Raw genomic sequence first — 17,071 nt, 5'->3', positions numbered from 1 at the left:
TTTAGAACGTTTTGCCAATATTGAACGAGAAAATCTCTGTCTCATCATCTGCGTATTCTTTCAGCGGCCAAGCTAAACTGAATACCATAGGACCCATTGGCGATAGCCACTGAACGCTCATACCCCATGAGGCACGTAAACGAGCTGGATCACTATAATCTTCTAACTTAGAGAACTGATCCGCAGGCAGATTTCGATAAGATTCATAATCAAACTCTGTATCCCACACGTTACCGGCATCCACGAAGAAACTGGTCCGCACTGAGTTGGTGTAAGCTTCATCAAGGAATGGCGTTGGAACGATCATTTCAAAGCTTGCGGTTGCAATAGCATTACCACCAATTGAGCGACCTGAACTGACCTGAATCGTATTTGGGTCACCAGGTAAGCTACAACCATCACCAGAAACATCAGGCGCACATTGCTCACTACCACGGTATAAATAGAACGAGCGTGGACCGACAGAATTTGACTTGAAGCCACGTAACGAACTGCTACCACCTGAATAGTAGTTTTCCCAGAACGGTAAGATTTGGTCATTGTCGTTATATTGACCATAACCGTTTGAGTAACCTAAACGGGCGCGAGCCAATAATACAAACCCATGCTGAGGTGTCAGCGGGAAGTAGAAATTGGTATCAAAATCCGTTTTAAAGTACTGCAAGTCAGAACCCGGAACCGTCATTTTACCGCTTAAACGTTGCGATGAACCATCTGTAGGGAACGTACCACGGTTAAGTGTGCTACGGTACCAACCAGCATTCAATTCAAAGTTATCAAAACTTAAGTCTGAATTTGGATCGTCCGTTTCACGATACACATTGTAGAAACGCAATGCTTGTTCATAAGCAGAGATTTCTGAAATGGTATTATGACGATAACCAATACCACCGTTCAAACGGTTATATTCGTTGATCGGGAAGCCTGAGTTTAACGCCACACCATAAGATTTATTCTTATAGCGTTCAAGGTTAGCCTGGTTAGCATCAAACTCGTTCCAGTAAACGCTACCACCTAAACTAACACCATCTTTGGTGAAATAAGGGTCAGTGAAAGACAAGTTAGCGCTACGGGAATATTTATTAGTGTTAATACTAATACCCGCTTGGTTACCTGTGCCAAGGAAGTTGTTTTGCTCAACGCCAAACTGCAAACTCACGCCAGATTCAGTACCATAACCGACACCCGCGTTAAACGAACCCGACGGCTGTTCTTTTACGGTCACTGCAACATCAACTAAATCGTCACTGCCCGGCACTTGAATCGTTTCTGCATCAACCGTTTCAAAATAACCTAAACGGTTAAGGCGAAGTTTAGACTGCTCAATTTGGGCTGAGTTTAACCATGCCCCTTCCATTTGACGAAGTTCACGACGCATAACTTCATCTTTGGTAACCGTGTTACCGGTGAAGTTAATTGAGCGAACATAAACGCGTTTACCCGGTTTAACATTAATGTTAAGCACCACTTCTTTGGTGTCATCATTAATTTCAGGGTAAGTTTTCACTTCCGGATAAGCATAACCAAAACGGCCCAGGTATTTACTGTACATTTCTTCGGTGAATGTGACATCGGCACCGTTGTACATATTACCCGCTTTGATCGGTAAAATAGCTTTCATTAACTCTTCGCGGCCCATAAGGTCACCAATTAAGTTAACTTCTTTTACTTTATACTTTTCACCTTCATTAACATTGATAGTGATGTACAAACCTTTACGGTCCGGTGTCATCGCCACTTGTGTTGAGGTGACTTCAAAACGAATATAACCTTGGTTATGGTAATAGGTTTTGATGGTTTCTAAGTCGGCTTGTAGCTTTTGCTTTTGATAGCGACGCTCGCCAAACAAATCCCACCAAGCCACATAATCTTTGAGTTCCAGCATGCTGATGATCTCAGAATCTGAGAACACAGTATTACCTACCACGTTGATTTGACGGATTTCAGCCGCTAACCCTTCGGTAAATTTAAACTTAAGCTCAACACGATTACGCGGTAAGTTGATGATTTGCGCTTCAACTTTAGCCCCATACTTACCCACACCGTAATAGAAATCTTGCAGGCCTTTTTCAATGCCTGTCAACATGGTTCTATCAAGTGACTCGCCCGCTTTAACACCAGAACCGTCAAGACTTTCTTGTAACTGTTCGTCTTTAATATCTTTATTACCTTCAAACGAGATAATACTGATAGTTGGACGCTCTTTAACCGTTACAAAAAGTATACCGTCTTCATGACTGACACTGATGTTTTCAAAATTGGTTGAACCGTATAGGCTCTTAATCGCTTGCTGTAATTTAACTTCATCTACCGTGTCACCTACTTTCACAGGTAAACTCAATAGTGCTGCACCGAGAGCAACTCGTTGCAAACCTTCTACTTGGATGTCGGTCACTTCAAAAGGTTGGAAAGACTCTGCCCAACCATTCCCTGAAAAAGACGCGCCGACGAATAACATCGAGGCAAAAATTTTATTAAATCTCATAGAGCACTTCTAATTATTAGTCTGTCCTTGCTCAGAGTCGGGCAAAATCATTGAATAAGGCTACGCCCATCAACATTAGCAGCAAAGCTGCGCCAAACCTGAAACCTATTTCCTGAACCTTTTCGGGTACAGGCTTACCAGTAATCACTTCAATAAAGTAATACAGCAAGTGTCCACCATCGAGCACTGGCAAAGGCATTAAGTTGATAATGCCTAAGTTAACGCTGATGAGCGCGATAAATCCTAGAAAGTACACTAAACCGTAACTCGCACTGGCGCCTGCGCCCTGTGCAATAGAAATAGGACCACTAAGATTTTTCACCGACACATCGCCGGTAAATAATTTTCCAATCATCTTGAAGCTGACCACAACAAGTTGCGATGTTTTATCAGCTGCAGCGACAACAGAATCTACTATGCCATACTCAAGTTCAAAGCGCATATTATCAGGCCATGGAGCTTGAGTTGGGCTAATTCCGACAATCCCGATAGTCTTACCTTCAGGATCTTGTTGTGCTTTTGGCACAACATCAACATTGATAAGTTCGCCTTGGCGCAGCAATGTCATATTAATATTTTTGTTAGCAGAGCTTTGTATCACATCAACAAACGCATTCCAATCGCTGTATTGTGAACCGTTAATGTTGACCAGTTTATCGCCAGCAATAATGCCTGCTTGCTCAGCTGCGCTGTCTTTGCTCACTGCTGCTATAGTTGGATCTATACCCGGGCGAAAAATGCCTAATCCAAGAGCCGTAATCGGTGATTCTTTTTCAGGATCAAATACCCAGTTACGCGTATCGAGCTTGAACGTGCGAACTGGCATGTCCATCCCTGATAACTCAGGTAGTGACGCCAAGGTTAATTCAATACTGTCATCACCAATATGCCCCACTAGGGCCAAGTTAACCTCTTCCCAAGTGCGCACTTTTTGTCCTGACACCGCGATAATCTGTTGCGGCTCAACCAATTGAATAACACTGGCAGGACTGTCTAATTTAGTAGTATCAATCACAGGCTTAATCGACGGAGTGCCAATAAGGTACATGAGATACAAGGCTGCAAAAGCAAAAATAAAGTTAGCGATAGGGCCAGCTGACACAATCGCAATCCGTTGCCATACAGTTTTACGGTTAAACGCTTGATCAACTAACTCGGCGGGGACCTCTTCAACACGCTCATCGAGCATTTTGACATAGCCACCCAGTGGTATCATCGCAACCACATATTCAGTTCCGTCTTTACCGACTTTTCGCCAAATTGCTTTACCAAAGCCAATAGAGAAGCGCTCTACTTTGACACCACAGCGACGGGCAACCCAAAAGTGTCCGTACTCATGTGCGGTAATCAAAATACCTAATGCAACAATAAAAGAGCCTAGGCTCCACAAAAAATCTATCATTATTTCCCTGAACTAATTAAGTGCTTTAATGGCAGACATTGCTGTCGCACGGGTTTGAGCATCAAGCTGTAATATATCGTCAATACTCGCTAAGCGCGTCTGTTGTACCAGTTCTAAACAGCGAGCATTTACATTGGCAATATCAGTGAAGCGGATCTGGCCTTTTAAAAACGCATCAACAGCGACTTCATTCGCTGCGTTCAGCACAGTAGTGGCTTCTTGCCCTTGCTCGCAAGCCTGCATCGCTAAGCGTAAACAGGGAAAACGGTCAAAGTCAGGTTCACAAAAGCTTAATTGTCCGACTTTGAAAAAATCCAAAGGTTCAACGCCAGCGTCAATTCTTTGCGGATAGCTCATACAATGAGCAATCGGCGTACGCATATCGGGGTTGCCCATTTGCGCAATAACAGAGCCATCTCGGTATTGCACCATAGAATGAATGAGACTTTGAGGATGAATCACCACTTTCAGTTGCTCAGCTTGAGTATTAAACAACCAGCGAGCTTCAATAAACTCTAAGCCTTTGTTCATCATAGTGGCGGAATCAACAGAGATTTTAGGGCCCATAGACCAGTTGGGGTGATTACACGCCTGAGTCGGCGTCATCGCACTTAACGTGGTTAAATCGGTGTTTAGAAATGGCCCACCGGAACCTGTTAATAAAATATGAGCAATACCTGAAGCGGCTAAATCACAGTAACCTAATTGGGCTTGAACTTGTGTGGGTAAACACTGGAAAATTGCATTGTGTTCGCTGTCGACAGGTAACACAATTGCGCCCGATGTTTTTGCCGTGTGCATAAATAACTCACCCGACATCACTAAGGCTTCTTTGTTGGCTAACAACACCCTTTTGCCAGCTTTAACAGCATCAAATGTTGGCACTAAACCCGCCGCACCAACAATGGCCGCCATCACGGTATCGGTTCGACTGTCGGTCACTAAGGCGTTTAACGCCTCAGCACCGGTTGTCACTTGAGTAATACAGTTGCTCGGCAATAACGACTTAAGCTCCATAGCGGCGCGCTCATCGACCATGTGAGCATATTCAGGTTGATGACTGATACACAGAGCCAGCATGTTATGCACGCTGGTATTAGCCACTAATCCATACACATGAAAATCAGCAGGATTGTTTGCCACCACACTTAAGGTGCTTGCACCAATCGAGCCTGTCGCCCCTAAAATCACCATATTTTGCATTGGCATCACATCCACATAGCTATGTAGATAAACGTAAATACAGGTAATGCAGCCGTTAGACTGTCGATGCGATCTAAAATCCCACCGTGTCCGGGTAAAATGGTGCCAGAGTCTTTGATATTGGCTGCACGTTTAAACATACTCTCAGACAAGTCGCCAAATGCAGATGCAAGTGCTGTAATTAAGGTAACTACAACAAGTAAACCCAGTTCTTGCTCTGGGGCAACATACATAATACCCGCGACCACAACCATAGTGGTCACCAAGCCACCAACTAAACCCTCAAGGGTTTTAGCAGGACTGACGCTTGGCATTAATTTACGCTTACCTAACTTACGGCCAGCGAAATAAGCTCCAGTATCGGTAGCCCAAACCACTAACATGACGATAAACACTAAAGCACCGCCATAATACGGATGCACATTGCTGCTTAACGATTTGAGGGCAATCAATGAAGCAAAGCACGGAATAAGCGTTAACTGACCAAACATGGATTTCAGCATTGGGCTGTCTTTCCATATTTTGGCGCTTTTGGGGAAACTGAACACCAATGCACTGCTCACTATCCACCAAAATACTCCAATGGTGATGATGGCGAGGTACATAGGGTGTAATTGCCCTTTAAACCACAACACATCAATTGGTACCGCCAAATTAAGCGCGATAAGTAACAAGCCCAGTGTTGCAGTAAAAGACCACTGCGTAACGTTACAGCTTGGGTCAATAAAACTGCCCCACTCTTTTGCTGCAATTAAAAACACTGGAACTAACACCCAAGCAAAAATATTTGCTGGGAGTAAAAATATTGCTCCGAGTACAATTGGGATTAACCACAATGCTGTTATTATTCGTTGTTTTAGCAAAAACTAATCCTCTTAATATTTATATTGCGCGTATCTCTTCAATTTGACTCCCGGTCAAACCAAAACGGCGCTGCCGACTGGCAAAAATGGCAATAGCATCGCGAAATGCTCGCTCATCAAAATCAGGCCATAAGGTGTCAGTAAACACCAATTCGGCATAAGCGGCCTGCCATAAAACAAAATTACTAATGCGGTAATCACCGCCAGTACGGATCATTAAATCAACTTCGCTCTGATTTTGCATGCACAAATGTTCATTTAAGGCCTCTTCGGTCATCTGACTGCTGCTGATTTCACCACTTTCCACTTTTTCGGCTAATTTCTGTGCAGCTTGTAAGATATCCCAACGGCCACCATAGTTCGCCGCCACATTTAATATCAATCCAGTATTGTTGGTGGTTTTCTCTTGGGCTGCGGCAATTTGTTTCTGCAAACGAGTCGAGAAACGACTCGTGTCACCAATAATATTGAGCCTAACTTGGTTTTTGTCGAGCAATTTTAATTCACGATGTAACACGGTAAAAAACAGTTCCATCAACAAACTGACTTCTTTATCTGGTCGGCGCCAATTTTCACTGGAGAAAGCAAACAAGGTTAATGATTCAATACCCAGTTGACTTGCTGTGCTAACTGCACGGCGCACCGCTTTAACACCTGCTTTGTGACCAAAAACCCGAGCTTTACCCTGCAGTTGCGCCCAGCGGCCATTACCATCCATAATAATCGCAACATGCTTGGGCAGAGATTGTTTTACTACATCAGATAATTGTCCCGGCAAAACTTGCGAAGTCATATGCTCCGAATCGGCTTTAGGGTCTGATCCAAACTCAACTGTAGACGACATCTACGACAATCCTTTATAAAAACAAACGCCGTGTAGTATACCCTTACACGGCGTGTTAACTCTAGCGTCTAAATTGACAGATTATACTTCCATCAACTCTTTTTCTTTCGCTGCTAAGATCTGATCAATATTTTTGATTGATGCATCAGTATGCTTTTGCACCTCATCTTCACTACGACGTACATCATCTTCTGTGCATTCTTTGGCTTTTTCAAGCTTCTTAACTTCACTAATAGCATCACGACGAACGTTGCGAATCGCAATTCGGCCGTTTTCAGCTTCGTTACGTACCACTTTGATGAAGTCTTTACGACGTTCTTCAGTTAACGAAGGTAATGGAATACGCAAAGTAGCACCCGCTGTCATTGGGTTTAAGCCCAAGTCAGAGCTCATAATAGCTTTCTCTACCGCTTGAACCATAGTTCTATCGAACACACTAACCGTTAAGGTACGAGAATCTTCTACGCCTACGTTTGCCACTTGCTTAAGCGGTGACATAGAGCCGTAACAAGACACTTGGATAGAATCTAATAAACTTGGGTGTGCGCGACCGGTGCGAACTTTCGCCATTTGATTTTTAGTCGCATCTACACATTTACCCATGCGCTCTTGCGCATCTAACATAATAGTATCAATCACAATAGTTTCCTTTTTGTCACAAATTCACGTGTGTTTGAGCATTAGCCTAAGAATGACACATGCAATAAAACCGCTCAAACAGTTAAATGATATAATGTAAATATTTTCTGTGTCTGTGATTAAGCAGATTGTTTACTGCTAATAATCGTACCTTCTCTCTCACCCATAATCACGCGGCGAAGTGCTCCTGGCTTATTCATATTGAATACCAGAATAGGCATATTATGATCACGAGCCATAGTAAATGCAGCAAGATCCATTACTTTAAATTCTGATTCAAGAACTTCAGCATAACTAAGTGCGTCATATTTAACCGCTTCAGGATCTTTCATTGGGTCAGCAGAGTATACACCATCGACTTTAGTGCCTTTTAATACCACTTCAGCTTCAATCTCAATACCACGTAAACAGGCTGCAGAATCAGTTGTACAAAAAGGATTACCCGTACCCGCAGCAAAAATCACTACTCGGCCAGACTTTAATAAACTAATTGCTTCTGTCCAGGTGTAATCATCACACACACCTTTAAGCGGGATAGCAGACATAAGACGAGCATTAACATATGCACGGTGCAAGGCATCACGCATGGCTAAGCCATTCATTACGGTTGCTAACATACCCATGTGATCGCCCACCACGCGGTTCATACCAGCTTTTGCTAAGCCTTCACCACGAAACAGATTACCACCACCAATAACCACGCCAACTTGGATACCAAGTTCAACAAGCTCTTTCACTTCTTGAGCCATACGATCAAGTACTTTAGGGTCAATGCCGAAGCCTTCTTCACCCATTAATGCTTCACCGCTTAATTTAAGCAGAATGCGTCTAAACGCTGGTTTTGGATTGGTGCTCATAATTTTCATCCTGATCATAACAAAACCGCAGCGGTTGCTGCGGTCTTAGGGTATTTAGATAAAAGCGATTACGCTTTTTTAGTAGCAGCAATTTGCGCAGCTACTTCAGCAGCAAAATCTTCTGCCTTCTTCTCGATACCTTCACCAACTTCTAAACGTACGAAGTTAGTTACTGTTGCGCCTTTAGATTTCAGTACTTCGCCAACAGTTTTCTTTGGTTCCATGATGAAAGCTTGACCAGTAAGAGAGATCTCACCAGTGAACTTCTTCATACGACCAACAACCATCTTCTCAGCGATGTCAGCAGGCTTGCCTTCATTCATCGCGATTTCGATTTGAAGTGCTTGCTCTCTTTCTACAAGTTCAGCAGGAACATCTTCAGGGTTGACGAAATCTGGCTTAGAAGCAGCAACATGCATTGCGATGTGCTTCAATGTTTCTTCATCAGCTTCACCGGCTACAACAACACCAATGCGCTCACCGTGGCGGTAAGAAGCTAGGTTTGCACCGTCGATGTACTCAACGCGACGAACGTTGATGTTTTCGCCGATTTTAGTCACTAGAGCAACACGAGTTTCTTCAAACTGTGTTTTTAACTCTTCAATAGTCACTTTAGATGCAGCAGCAACGTCTAACACTGCGTTAGCAAATGCTAAGAAGTTTGAATCTTTTGCAACGAAGTCAGTTTGGCAGTTAACTTCTAATAGTGCAGCGAAACCTTCGCCATTCTTGATTAGAATTGTACCGTCAGCAGCGATGTTACCTGCTTTTTTAGCAGCCTTCGCAGCGCCGCTTTTACGCATGTTATCAATCGCTAGTTCGATGTCACCGTCAGTTTCAGTCAGTGCATTCTTACAGTCCATCATGCCAGCGCCAGTGCGGTCACGAAGTTCTTTAACTTGGGCAGCAGTAATCGCCATTGTTAAATCCTCTAATTTAATTCGTCTAATATTGCATTTATAAAACAGGGGCCAATAGGCCCCTGTTCACCAATTATCTTATTGGCAAATAAGGGGGATGCTAAGCATCACGCCTTATTAAACAGCTTCTACGAAACCGTCTTGCTCTGCTTGAACAGCTAAATCTTGACCACGGCCAGCGTTAGCAGCTGCAGCAACAGAAGAAGTGTACAAACGGATAGCACGCATAGCGTCATCGTTACCAGGAACGATATAGTTAACACCGTCTGGTGCAGAGTTGGTATCAACAACTGCAACAACTGGGATACCTAGGTTGTTAGCTTCTTTAATAGCAATATGCTCATGGTCAGCACCGATAACGAATAATACGTCAGGTAAACCGCCCATGTTTTTAATTCCGCCTAAAGACTTTTCTAATTTGTCTAATTCGCGTGAACGCATTAACGCTTCTTTCTTAGTTAACTTGTCGAAAGTACCGTCTACAGACTGGCTTTCTAGCTCTTTAAGACGCTTGATTGACTGACGAACAGTTTTCCAGTTGGTTAACATGCCGCCTAACCAACGGTGATCAACATAGTACTGATCACAAGAAAGTGCAGATGCTTTGATGGCTTCGCCAGCAGCGCGCTTAGTACCTACGAATAATACTTTACCTTTCTTAGAAGCAATGTTGCTAATGAAAGCTAGAGCTTCGTTGAACATTGGTACTGTATGCTCAAGGTTAATGATGTGTACACCATTACGAGCACCGAAGATGAAAGGCTTCATCTTTGGGTTCCAGTAACGAGTTTGGTGACCGAAGTGAACACCAGCTTGTAGCATTTCGCGCATTGTAACAGTAGTCATTGTATATACCTTAATGTAAGGGGTTAGACCTCCACGCATCCCATGTTTTCGACTTTCTAACTTCCGTTAAGAATGAGAAAGCACCCCGAAAAATGTGTCGATACGTGTGTGATTTAGTATTTAAGTTAATTGCCATGTATAATAGCCGCCATATTTTACGATTTGCCGAACATGATGTACATCTCGCTTAAAAAGCGTCGATTGACATTATATTTACTCGAACCGTACAACAACGAACTTACACATAACGGCGCGCTTTATACCATAAACGGCAAGTAAATACAAATTTTTGCCGTAAAATCCTTGGATAAAACATGCCTATTTTGACCGTCAAAAGATAGAGAGTTTTCATGAGTATAGTGATCAAAAATGCAGACGAAATAGAAAAAATGCGCGCAGCGGGTAAATTAGCAGCGCAAGTCTTAGAAATAGTCGCTCCATATGTTAAGGCTGGAGTCACCACAAATGAATTAAATGACATTTGTGCTAAATATACCGAAGAGCAAGGTGCTATCTCTGCACCACTGAATTATCACGGATTTCCAAAGTCTATTTGTACCTCGGTAAACGAAGTCGTCTGCCACGGTATTCCTTCTGACTACGTGTTAAAAGAAGGCGACATGATTAACCTCGATATTACGGTTATTAAAGACGGTTATCATGGTGATACCTCTAAAATGTTTCTGATTGGTGAAGTGTCAGCAAAAGACAAACGTTTAAGCCGCATTGCCCAAGAAAGCTTATATTTAGCCATTCGCAAAGTGCGTCCTGGGTTAAAATTAGGCGAAATTGGCACGACTATCGAAAAATTCATCAAAACAAGTAAAACAGGGCTTGATAAGTATTCCATCGTGCAAGATTATTGTGGTCATGGTATTGGCACAGGATTCCACGAAGAGCCTCAAGTTGTTCATTATAAAAATAATGATAAAACCGTGCTAAGACCAGGGATGTGCTTTACGATTGAACCGATGATCAATGCAGGTCGTCATACCACCGTATTGAATAAAAGTGATAATTGGACCGTCACCACCTCAGATAGTAAAAATTCGGCACAGTGGGAACACACGCTTTTAGTGACCCAAACTGGTGTAGAAGTGTTAACTTTGCGTGAAGAAGAAGACTTTCCTCGTATTATTAATCACTAAAAATTAAAAGAGTAAGGACATCAATGAATACTGCGCTGGCCGCCAAAAACACATTAATTGACCTAAACCAGCGCTTAGTTGAGCAGTACACTGCAAAACACCCAATTGCTGATATTGTTAAACACCGTAGTCAATTTGTTGATGCTTTACTCATACAAACTTGGCAAGATTTTGGCCTCAATAATGGCCACATTGCCTTGGTTGCTGTTGGCGGTTATGGTCGCGGCGAGCTGCACCCTCATTCAGACGTAGACTTACTGTTTTTGGTCGACGATGAACCATTATCGCCAGAAACTGAAACTCTGCTGAGTCAATTTATTACCTACCTTTGGGATACAGGGCTTGAAATAGGCCACAGTGTTCGCACCATAGCGCAAACTATTGAACAAGGTAAGTCAGACATCACCATTGCCACGAATCTGATTGAAGCCAGATTGCTTACCGGCAATGAATTTCTGTTTGACGTATTATATGACGCCATTCGTCAACAAGACTTTTGGCCCTCATATGACTTTTATAACGCCAAAAAAGATGAACAATCGGCACGCCACAGCAAAGCCAGTGCCTTTGATTTAGAACCTAACATCAAAACTTGCCCTGGCGGATTACGCGATATTCAGACCATAGCCTGGGTCGCGATGCGCCACTTTGACGCGGCGACATTAGAAGAACTGGTCGAATACGATTTTTTGTCACCGGCAGAGTTAGCCGAACTCATTGAGTGCCAAAATTTTCTGTGGGAAATTCGCTTTGCCCTGCACATCACAGCTAATCGCAACGAAAACCGCCTACTATTTGACTTGCAACGCCAAATAGCCAGTTTATTAGGTTACGAAGATGCCACTCAGTTAGCTGTTGAGCAAATGATGAAACGCTATTATCGCACGGTGCGCCGCGTGATGGAGCTCAATCAAATGCTGTTGCAATTGTTTAAGCGCGCGACTTTGGGCCATACAAAAGCGCTTGAGATACAGCCTATTAGCGATGTTTACCAACGTCGCGGGCGTTACATCGAAGTATTGGATGATGATTTATTTAGTCTCCACAACGAAGAGATATTACGCTTATTTCTGTTGGTGGCTAAAAACTCTAATATTCAAGAAATCTACGCGCCCACTCTCAGGTTATTACGCAATGCCCGTAGAGCGTTAACGACACCGTTACAAGAAAACCCTGCCTGTCGTAAAGTGTTTATGGAGATCTTAAAACATCCTCGCGGCATAGCGGCATTTTCATTAATGCATCGACACGGCATTTTATCGTCTTACCTACCTGCCTGGCGCAAAATTGAAGGCCAGATGCAGTTTGATTTATTTCATGCCTATACCGTTGATGAGCACACCCACAGATTACTGCTCAATATTGAACGTTTCTCACAAGCAGAACAAAAAGATGAATTCCCACTGGGCGCCATCTTAATTAATCAATTACCGAAAAAAGGCTTATTGGTACTCGGGGCCATTTTTCATGATATCGCCAAAGGCCGCGGCGGTGATCACAGTAAACTGGGCTCCAAAGATGCAATCGATTTTTGCAAATTGCATGGCATGAATGATCACGACGGACGTTTGGTGGCATGGTTAGTTGAAAATCATCTGGTAATGTCGATCACTGCGCAACGAAGAGATATTTCAGATCCAGAGGTCATAGCACTGTTTGCTGAAAAAGTGCGCGATGCCGCGCATTTAAGTTATTTGTACTGCCTTACCGTTGCCGACATTTGCGCCACCAATGAAAAAACGTGGAATAATTGGAAAGGATCATTGCTGCGGGATTTGTATTTTGCCACCCAACGGGTATTAGCTCGGGGTAAAGAAAAACCTATCGACGTAAAAGCACGAGTCCAAGAGATCCAAGCCAAAGCGAAAAAAGAACTGATCCGCCGCGGGTTGAAAGAAAAAGACATGGATACACTGTGGTCACGGTTTAAGTCGGAGTATTTTTTACGTCATCAACCAACCCAAGTTGCTTGGCATGCAGAAGCGATTTTAAAACATCATCACGATGATCCATTAGTGTTAATGTCAAAACATACTACTCGTGGTGGCACTGAACTGTTCGTCTACAGTAAAGATAAACCAAAACTTTTTGCTACTGTAATGACCGTTTTAGACAATAAAAACATTAATGTTCATGACGCCAACATCATGACATCAAAAGATAATTATGCACTCGACACCTTTGTTATTTTAGAACAAGATGGCGAACCTATTGTACAATTATCTCGCATTCAAAGTATCCGCAAGGCGCTCGAAAAAGCCCTAGCCAGTGAAAACCCTAAATTACCAAAATTTAGAAAATTAGCGCGGATCATGAAACCTTTTAATGTTGCGACTCATGTGAGTTTCTTACCCAGTGCCCGTCATGGTACAAGTATGATGGAATTAATTACCTTAGATACGCCAGGTCTGCTGGCCAAAGTCGGTGATACCTTTTATCGTTGTAACGTTACACTGTTAGCGGCAAAAATTACCACTATCGGTGAACGTGCAGAAGACTTCTTTATTTTACAAAACCAAAATGCGACAGCCCTAGATGAGCAACAGCAGCAACAATTATCTGATGCGCTTACACTGGCGCTAAAATCATCTAACTAATTTTTTAACCTTAATTTTTACGCTACTAATCATTTAATACCGGGAGAAAACAATGGAGGCTTTACGCCAACGCATTGAAGCAGCATTCGAAACACGTCAAGACATCTCACCTTCAAGTGTTGAACCTAGTGTTCGCGCCGATGTGGAGACAGTGATCAGTATGCTCGATAAAGGCCAAGCACGTGTTGCAGAGAAAATTGATGGCGAATGGCATGTGCATCAATGGCTTAAAAAAGCGGTGCTACTGTCTTTCCGCATTTTTGATAATGGCGTGATTGAAGGTGGCGACACTAAGTATTTCGACAAAGTCCCACAAAAATTTGCCGATTATGATCAAGCTCGTTTTCAAGCTGAAGGTATTCGCGTTGTGCCACCAGCCACCGTTCGTAAAGGGTCATTTATCGGTAAAAATACCGTATTAATGCCATCTTACGTTAACTTAGGTGCGTATGTTGATGAAGGCACTATGGTTGATACATGGGCAACGGTAGGTTCGTGTGCGCAGATAGGTAAGAACGTTCATCTTTCAGGTGGTGTGGGTATTGGTGGTGTATTAGAGCCATTACAAGCCGGACCAACCATTATTGAAGATAACTGCTTTATTGGTGCTCGCAGCGAAATCGTTGAGGGTGTGGTGGTTGAAGAAGGCAGTGTGATTTCAATGGGCGTTTACATTGGCCAAAGCACACGGATTTTCGACCGTGAAACCGGTGAAGTACATTATGGTCGAGTGCCAGCAGGTTCGGTTGTAGTATCAGGTAATTTACCATCAGCTTGCGGCAAATACAGTTTATATGCAGCCATTATTGTTAAAAAAGTCGATGCTAAAACCCGTGGTAAAGTGGGTATTAATGAACTATTACGTATTGTTGATTAATCTTGCTCAACAGCGATAAATAGATAAAAGGCTCCTAGGAGCCTTTTTTATTGCGTTGATAATATTTACTGAACAAATTCACTTAACCAGTCAAATTGACAGAAAGCATCGACTCTCATCAATAACCTAGATGAATTAAATCTGTAATAAGCTAATGCATCGGCGTATTAGGCGTTAACCAATAATGCATTAGCTAATATTTTCCAGGTGAGCATACCGATAACCTGATGCTTGTCATTGTGAACAATCAAATAGTTTGCATTGGTTGTTTCCATCATAAGTTTGGCATCATTCAAAATCGTACTGTCAGATATCATATCGGCCTTATGCATCATTACCTGATGCACACGCTTATTAAGCAGGCTTCTATCCACTGCGCGCTCTGCTGCGGTATCTAAAAAAGGGCTGTGCCAAAATGCCAAGGTATTGTTATCGATGACACCAATGGGCGTACGATGTTGTTCTGACAGTACCACAGCCACATCCATTTTAGCCTTTTTCATCATCGCTTCTGCATGCTCAAGAGTATGGTACTCCTCAAGAAATACAACCGGAGCTAATAGCAAACCGCTCACGACTCCCGCGTCTTTAAAGTCTTTACTCGCTAAAATATCCAAGCATGCATCAACAACAACCTCATCGTATATTTTACCTCTGCCCTTTAGTAAATCTTGGGTTAGCACTGCCATGCCAAGGGCGGGACGATAAGGTCGATGGCTAAGTATTGATTCGGCAACGTCGGCTACGGCAATGATCTTAGCCTCAAGTATAATATCATCAGCTTTTAATCCTTTAGGGTAACCAGAGCCATCTAAACGTTCATGATGCTGGAGGATCATTTGTTTGATCGGCCATGGGAAATCGACTTCACTAACAATCAGCGCCCCTTGCTCGGGATGCTGTTTAACCAAGCCAAATTCAGCATCACTCAGTTTTGATGTTTTAGACAGGATCTGACTAGGGATGGCCAATTTACCAATATCATGGATCAATGAGCCCAGTTTAAGTCCTTCTAAACGATCTGGAGGTAAACTCATTTTCTCACCAATAAGATAACTTAATTGTGCCACTGACTTTTGATGCCCTGCGGTGTAAGCATCTTTAAGCTCTAGCGCCTCGGAAATAGCCCCTATAAGTTGCACTAAAATCGAGGTCATCTTTTCTTTTTGGATTTTAATGATGCTCGACTGCCGAGAGACGGCCTTCATGGTGCGAGGTAATTCGATACAGTGCCATAAAATTGTAGCAAAAATACTCAAGGATTTTGCATCAACTTGGGTATAGGTGGTGTCCCGATTACCCACCCCAATAATACCGACTAATTTTTTGCGATAATGAATAGGGACGCATAAATGGTTTTTAAAGGCAAAAAAGCCATCTTCTTGGGTGTTATTTTTAGACAACACAGTTAAATCATTATGAATAACGGGTTTGCCAGTACGAATGGTTTCGGCCCAAATACCAGAATTGGCTTTATACTCTTGGCCCTTGGAGAGGGTAAAATAATCAGCTACCGCTTCATTCCACGCAGTGCTAACGATTTGATTCTTTTTTTCATCAAATTTGTGTAAGTAACCCACTTTAGAATGGGTTAACGACAAGCCTTGGTTTATCGCAGTGGTAAATACCAAATCAGGACGAGCATTAATGACTTCTTCTATTTGATTAAGCCAATCATCACTTGAAAGTATCGCTTGATGATAATCAGGATGGAGCTGTGACAACCACGCTTTGTCTAACTCGATTACAATCACCGTTATACACCAATGCTGATCACTTTCTTCTATAGGAGTCATGGTAGCTTGAAGTGCGTTGCCTTTATCATCAACAAAATTGATAACATGATCGATATGGCGATTGTTAAAATCGATGTTGTCTAATGTAAGAGCGGAAAAGGCATGCGAAAGCGGTTGTTTTAAAATAGCCGCTATAGGTTTATTGACTAATTTATACAATGGCTCACTCAGCTTAATTAACTCAAGCCTGTCATTAAAAATACCCCAACACAGTTTGGCTGTGTTAGGCAATTCAGATGGTTTTAAGAATAAGTCAGCTTTGTGTAGCATGGTGGGCCCTATTTAATATTTTCAATCGGCATAGGAAGTGGTTTAACTTAGCGCGGTCAAGGATCTCAATATTTCTCCCTAAAATTGACCTTACGCTATGACGCATATTGTTTAAATAGCGTATCGCCCTTCAACACCAAATAGATACAATAGCGACAGGAATTACGACAGCATACCATTGATAATATTAAACAATCCTAACGATTATCTTTGACTAGTTCAAAGCGTGTTACTCGCTTAAACTAAGTAACTGCAACATCCATATTCCGCTCTGTAAGACCAACACTCAAGTAAGGCTGCACTGCTTGTGTAACACCTTACTTG

General features: G+C 42.6%; 13 protein-coding genes. 3 read left to right on the top strand and 10 right to left on the bottom strand.

Annotation, left to right across the window (positions count from 1 at the left end; genetic code table 11):
- Window position 1 precedes the first annotated feature (1 nt).
- The 9 genes from bamA to rpsB form a co-directional block, all read right to left on the bottom strand.
- Window positions 2-2,485 carry an outer membrane protein assembly factor BamA gene (bamA, locus tag ACED29_RS05265; protein ID WP_182757184.1) on the bottom strand — a complete coding sequence of 828 codons (2,484 nt, stop codon included), beginning with the start codon at window positions 2,483-2,485 and terminating at the stop codon, window positions 2-4.
- Between the two features lie 31 nt (window positions 2,486-2,516).
- On the bottom strand, window positions 2,517-3,887 hold the full coding sequence (rseP, locus tag ACED29_RS05260; RefSeq protein ID WP_371697190.1) for a sigma E protease regulator RseP: 1,371 nt from the start codon (window positions 3,885-3,887) through the stop codon (window positions 2,517-2,519).
- A 12-nt stretch (window positions 3,888-3,899) separates the two neighbouring features.
- Entirely contained in the window at window positions 3,900-5,090 is a 1,191-nt protein-coding gene (gene ispC / locus ACED29_RS05255; protein WP_371697189.1) for a 1-deoxy-D-xylulose-5-phosphate reductoisomerase, read from the bottom strand.
- A 5-nt stretch (window positions 5,091-5,095) separates the two neighbouring features.
- On the bottom strand, window positions 5,096-5,953 hold the full coding sequence (locus ACED29_RS05250) for a phosphatidate cytidylyltransferase (protein WP_124016991.1): 858 nt from the start codon (window positions 5,951-5,953) through the stop codon (window positions 5,096-5,098).
- Window positions 5,954-5,972: 19 nt separating this feature from the next.
- The gene (uppS, locus tag ACED29_RS05245) at window positions 5,973-6,797 is read right to left on the bottom strand and encodes a polyprenyl diphosphate synthase (RefSeq protein WP_124016990.1); all 825 of its coding nucleotides are present in this window, start codon (window positions 6,795-6,797) and stop codon (window positions 5,973-5,975) included.
- An 81-nt stretch (window positions 6,798-6,878) separates the two neighbouring features.
- Window positions 6,879-7,421: a ribosome recycling factor gene (gene frr / locus ACED29_RS05240; protein ID WP_220487623.1), complete on the bottom strand. Its 543-nt coding sequence runs from the start codon at window positions 7,419-7,421 to the stop codon at window positions 6,879-6,881.
- Between the two features lie 134 nt (window positions 7,422-7,555).
- Window positions 7,556-8,293: a UMP kinase gene (pyrH, locus tag ACED29_RS05235; protein WP_124016988.1), complete on the bottom strand. Its 738-nt coding sequence runs from the start codon at window positions 8,291-8,293 to the stop codon at window positions 7,556-7,558.
- A gap of 68 nt (window positions 8,294-8,361) precedes the next feature.
- Entirely contained in the window at window positions 8,362-9,213 is an 852-nt protein-coding gene (gene tsf, locus ACED29_RS05230; RefSeq protein WP_124016987.1) for a translation elongation factor Ts, read from the bottom strand.
- Between the two features lie 117 nt (window positions 9,214-9,330).
- Window positions 9,331-10,059, bottom strand: coding sequence for a 30S ribosomal protein S2 (rpsB, locus tag ACED29_RS05225; protein WP_124016986.1), 729 nt, complete (start codon window positions 10,057-10,059; stop codon window positions 9,331-9,333).
- Window positions 10,060-10,409: 350 nt separating this feature from the next.
- On the opposite strand from rpsB, the gene map reads away from it, so the two are divergent.
- Genes map through dapD form a run of 3 tightly spaced genes read left to right on the top strand, consistent with a single transcriptional unit; the run spans window position 10,410 to window position 14,681 of the window.
- Window positions 10,410-11,207, top strand: a complete 798-nt coding sequence (gene map / locus ACED29_RS05220) for a type I methionyl aminopeptidase (protein ID WP_124016985.1) — start codon at window positions 10,410-10,412, stop codon at window positions 11,205-11,207.
- 23 nt (window positions 11,208-11,230) lie between these two features.
- Window positions 11,231-13,804, top strand: a complete 2,574-nt coding sequence (gene glnD / locus ACED29_RS05215) for a bifunctional uridylyltransferase/uridylyl-removing protein GlnD (RefSeq protein WP_182741744.1) — start codon at window positions 11,231-11,233, stop codon at window positions 13,802-13,804.
- A gap of 52 nt (window positions 13,805-13,856) precedes the next feature.
- Window positions 13,857-14,681, top strand: a complete 825-nt coding sequence (dapD, locus tag ACED29_RS05210) for a 2,3,4,5-tetrahydropyridine-2,6-dicarboxylate N-succinyltransferase (protein WP_371697188.1) — start codon at window positions 13,857-13,859, stop codon at window positions 14,679-14,681.
- Window positions 14,682-14,848: 167 nt separating this feature from the next.
- Here dapD and ACED29_RS05205 read toward each other — a convergent pair whose 3' ends face one another.
- Window positions 14,849-16,747: an HD domain-containing phosphohydrolase gene (locus ACED29_RS05205; protein WP_371697187.1), complete on the bottom strand. Its 1,899-nt coding sequence runs from the start codon at window positions 16,745-16,747 to the stop codon at window positions 14,849-14,851.
- Window positions 16,748-17,071: the final 324 nt, after the last annotated feature.

Origin of the sequence: Shewanella sp. 5S214, assembly GCF_041439795.1 — a bacterium.
Taxonomy (GTDB): domain Bacteria; phylum Pseudomonadota; class Gammaproteobacteria; order Enterobacterales; family Shewanellaceae; genus Shewanella; species Shewanella vesiculosa.
This window is presented reverse-complemented; position numbering and strand designations above follow the sequence as displayed.

Bases quoted from the DNA above. Each gene is read 5' to 3' on its own strand.
- bamA (WP_182757184.1), bottom strand. From the start codon at position 2,485: ATGAGATTTAATAAAATTTTTGCCTCGATGTTATTCGTCGGCGCGTCT.
- rseP (WP_371697190.1), bottom strand. From the start codon at position 3,887: ATGATAGATTTTTTGTGGAGCCTAGGCTCTTTTATTGTTGCATTAGGT.
- ispC (WP_371697189.1), bottom strand. From the start codon at position 5,090: ATGCAAAATATGGTGATTTTAGGGGCGACAGGCTCGATTGGTGCAAGC.
- uppS (WP_124016990.1), bottom strand. From the start codon at position 6,797: ATGTCGTCTACAGTTGAGTTTGGATCAGACCCTAAAGCCGATTCGGAG.
- frr (WP_220487623.1), bottom strand. From the start codon at position 7,421: ATGTTAGATGCGCAAGAGCGCATGGGTAAATGTGTAGATGCGACTAAA.
- pyrH (WP_124016988.1), bottom strand. From the start codon at position 8,293: ATGAGCACCAATCCAAAACCAGCGTTTAGACGCATTCTGCTTAAATTA.
- tsf (WP_124016987.1), bottom strand. From the start codon at position 9,213: ATGGCGATTACTGCTGCCCAAGTTAAAGAACTTCGTGACCGCACTGGC.
- rpsB (WP_124016986.1), bottom strand. From the start codon at position 10,059: ATGACTACTGTTACAATGCGCGAAATGCTACAAGCTGGTGTTCACTTC.
- map (WP_124016985.1), top strand. From the start codon at position 10,410: ATGAGTATAGTGATCAAAAATGCAGACGAAATAGAAAAAATGCGCGCA.
- glnD (WP_182741744.1), top strand. From the start codon at position 11,231: ATGAATACTGCGCTGGCCGCCAAAAACACATTAATTGACCTAAACCAG.
- dapD (WP_371697188.1), top strand. From the start codon at position 13,857: ATGGAGGCTTTACGCCAACGCATTGAAGCAGCATTCGAAACACGTCAA.
- ACED29_RS05205 (WP_371697187.1), bottom strand. From the start codon at position 16,747: ATGCTACACAAAGCTGACTTATTCTTAAAACCATCTGAATTGCCTAAC.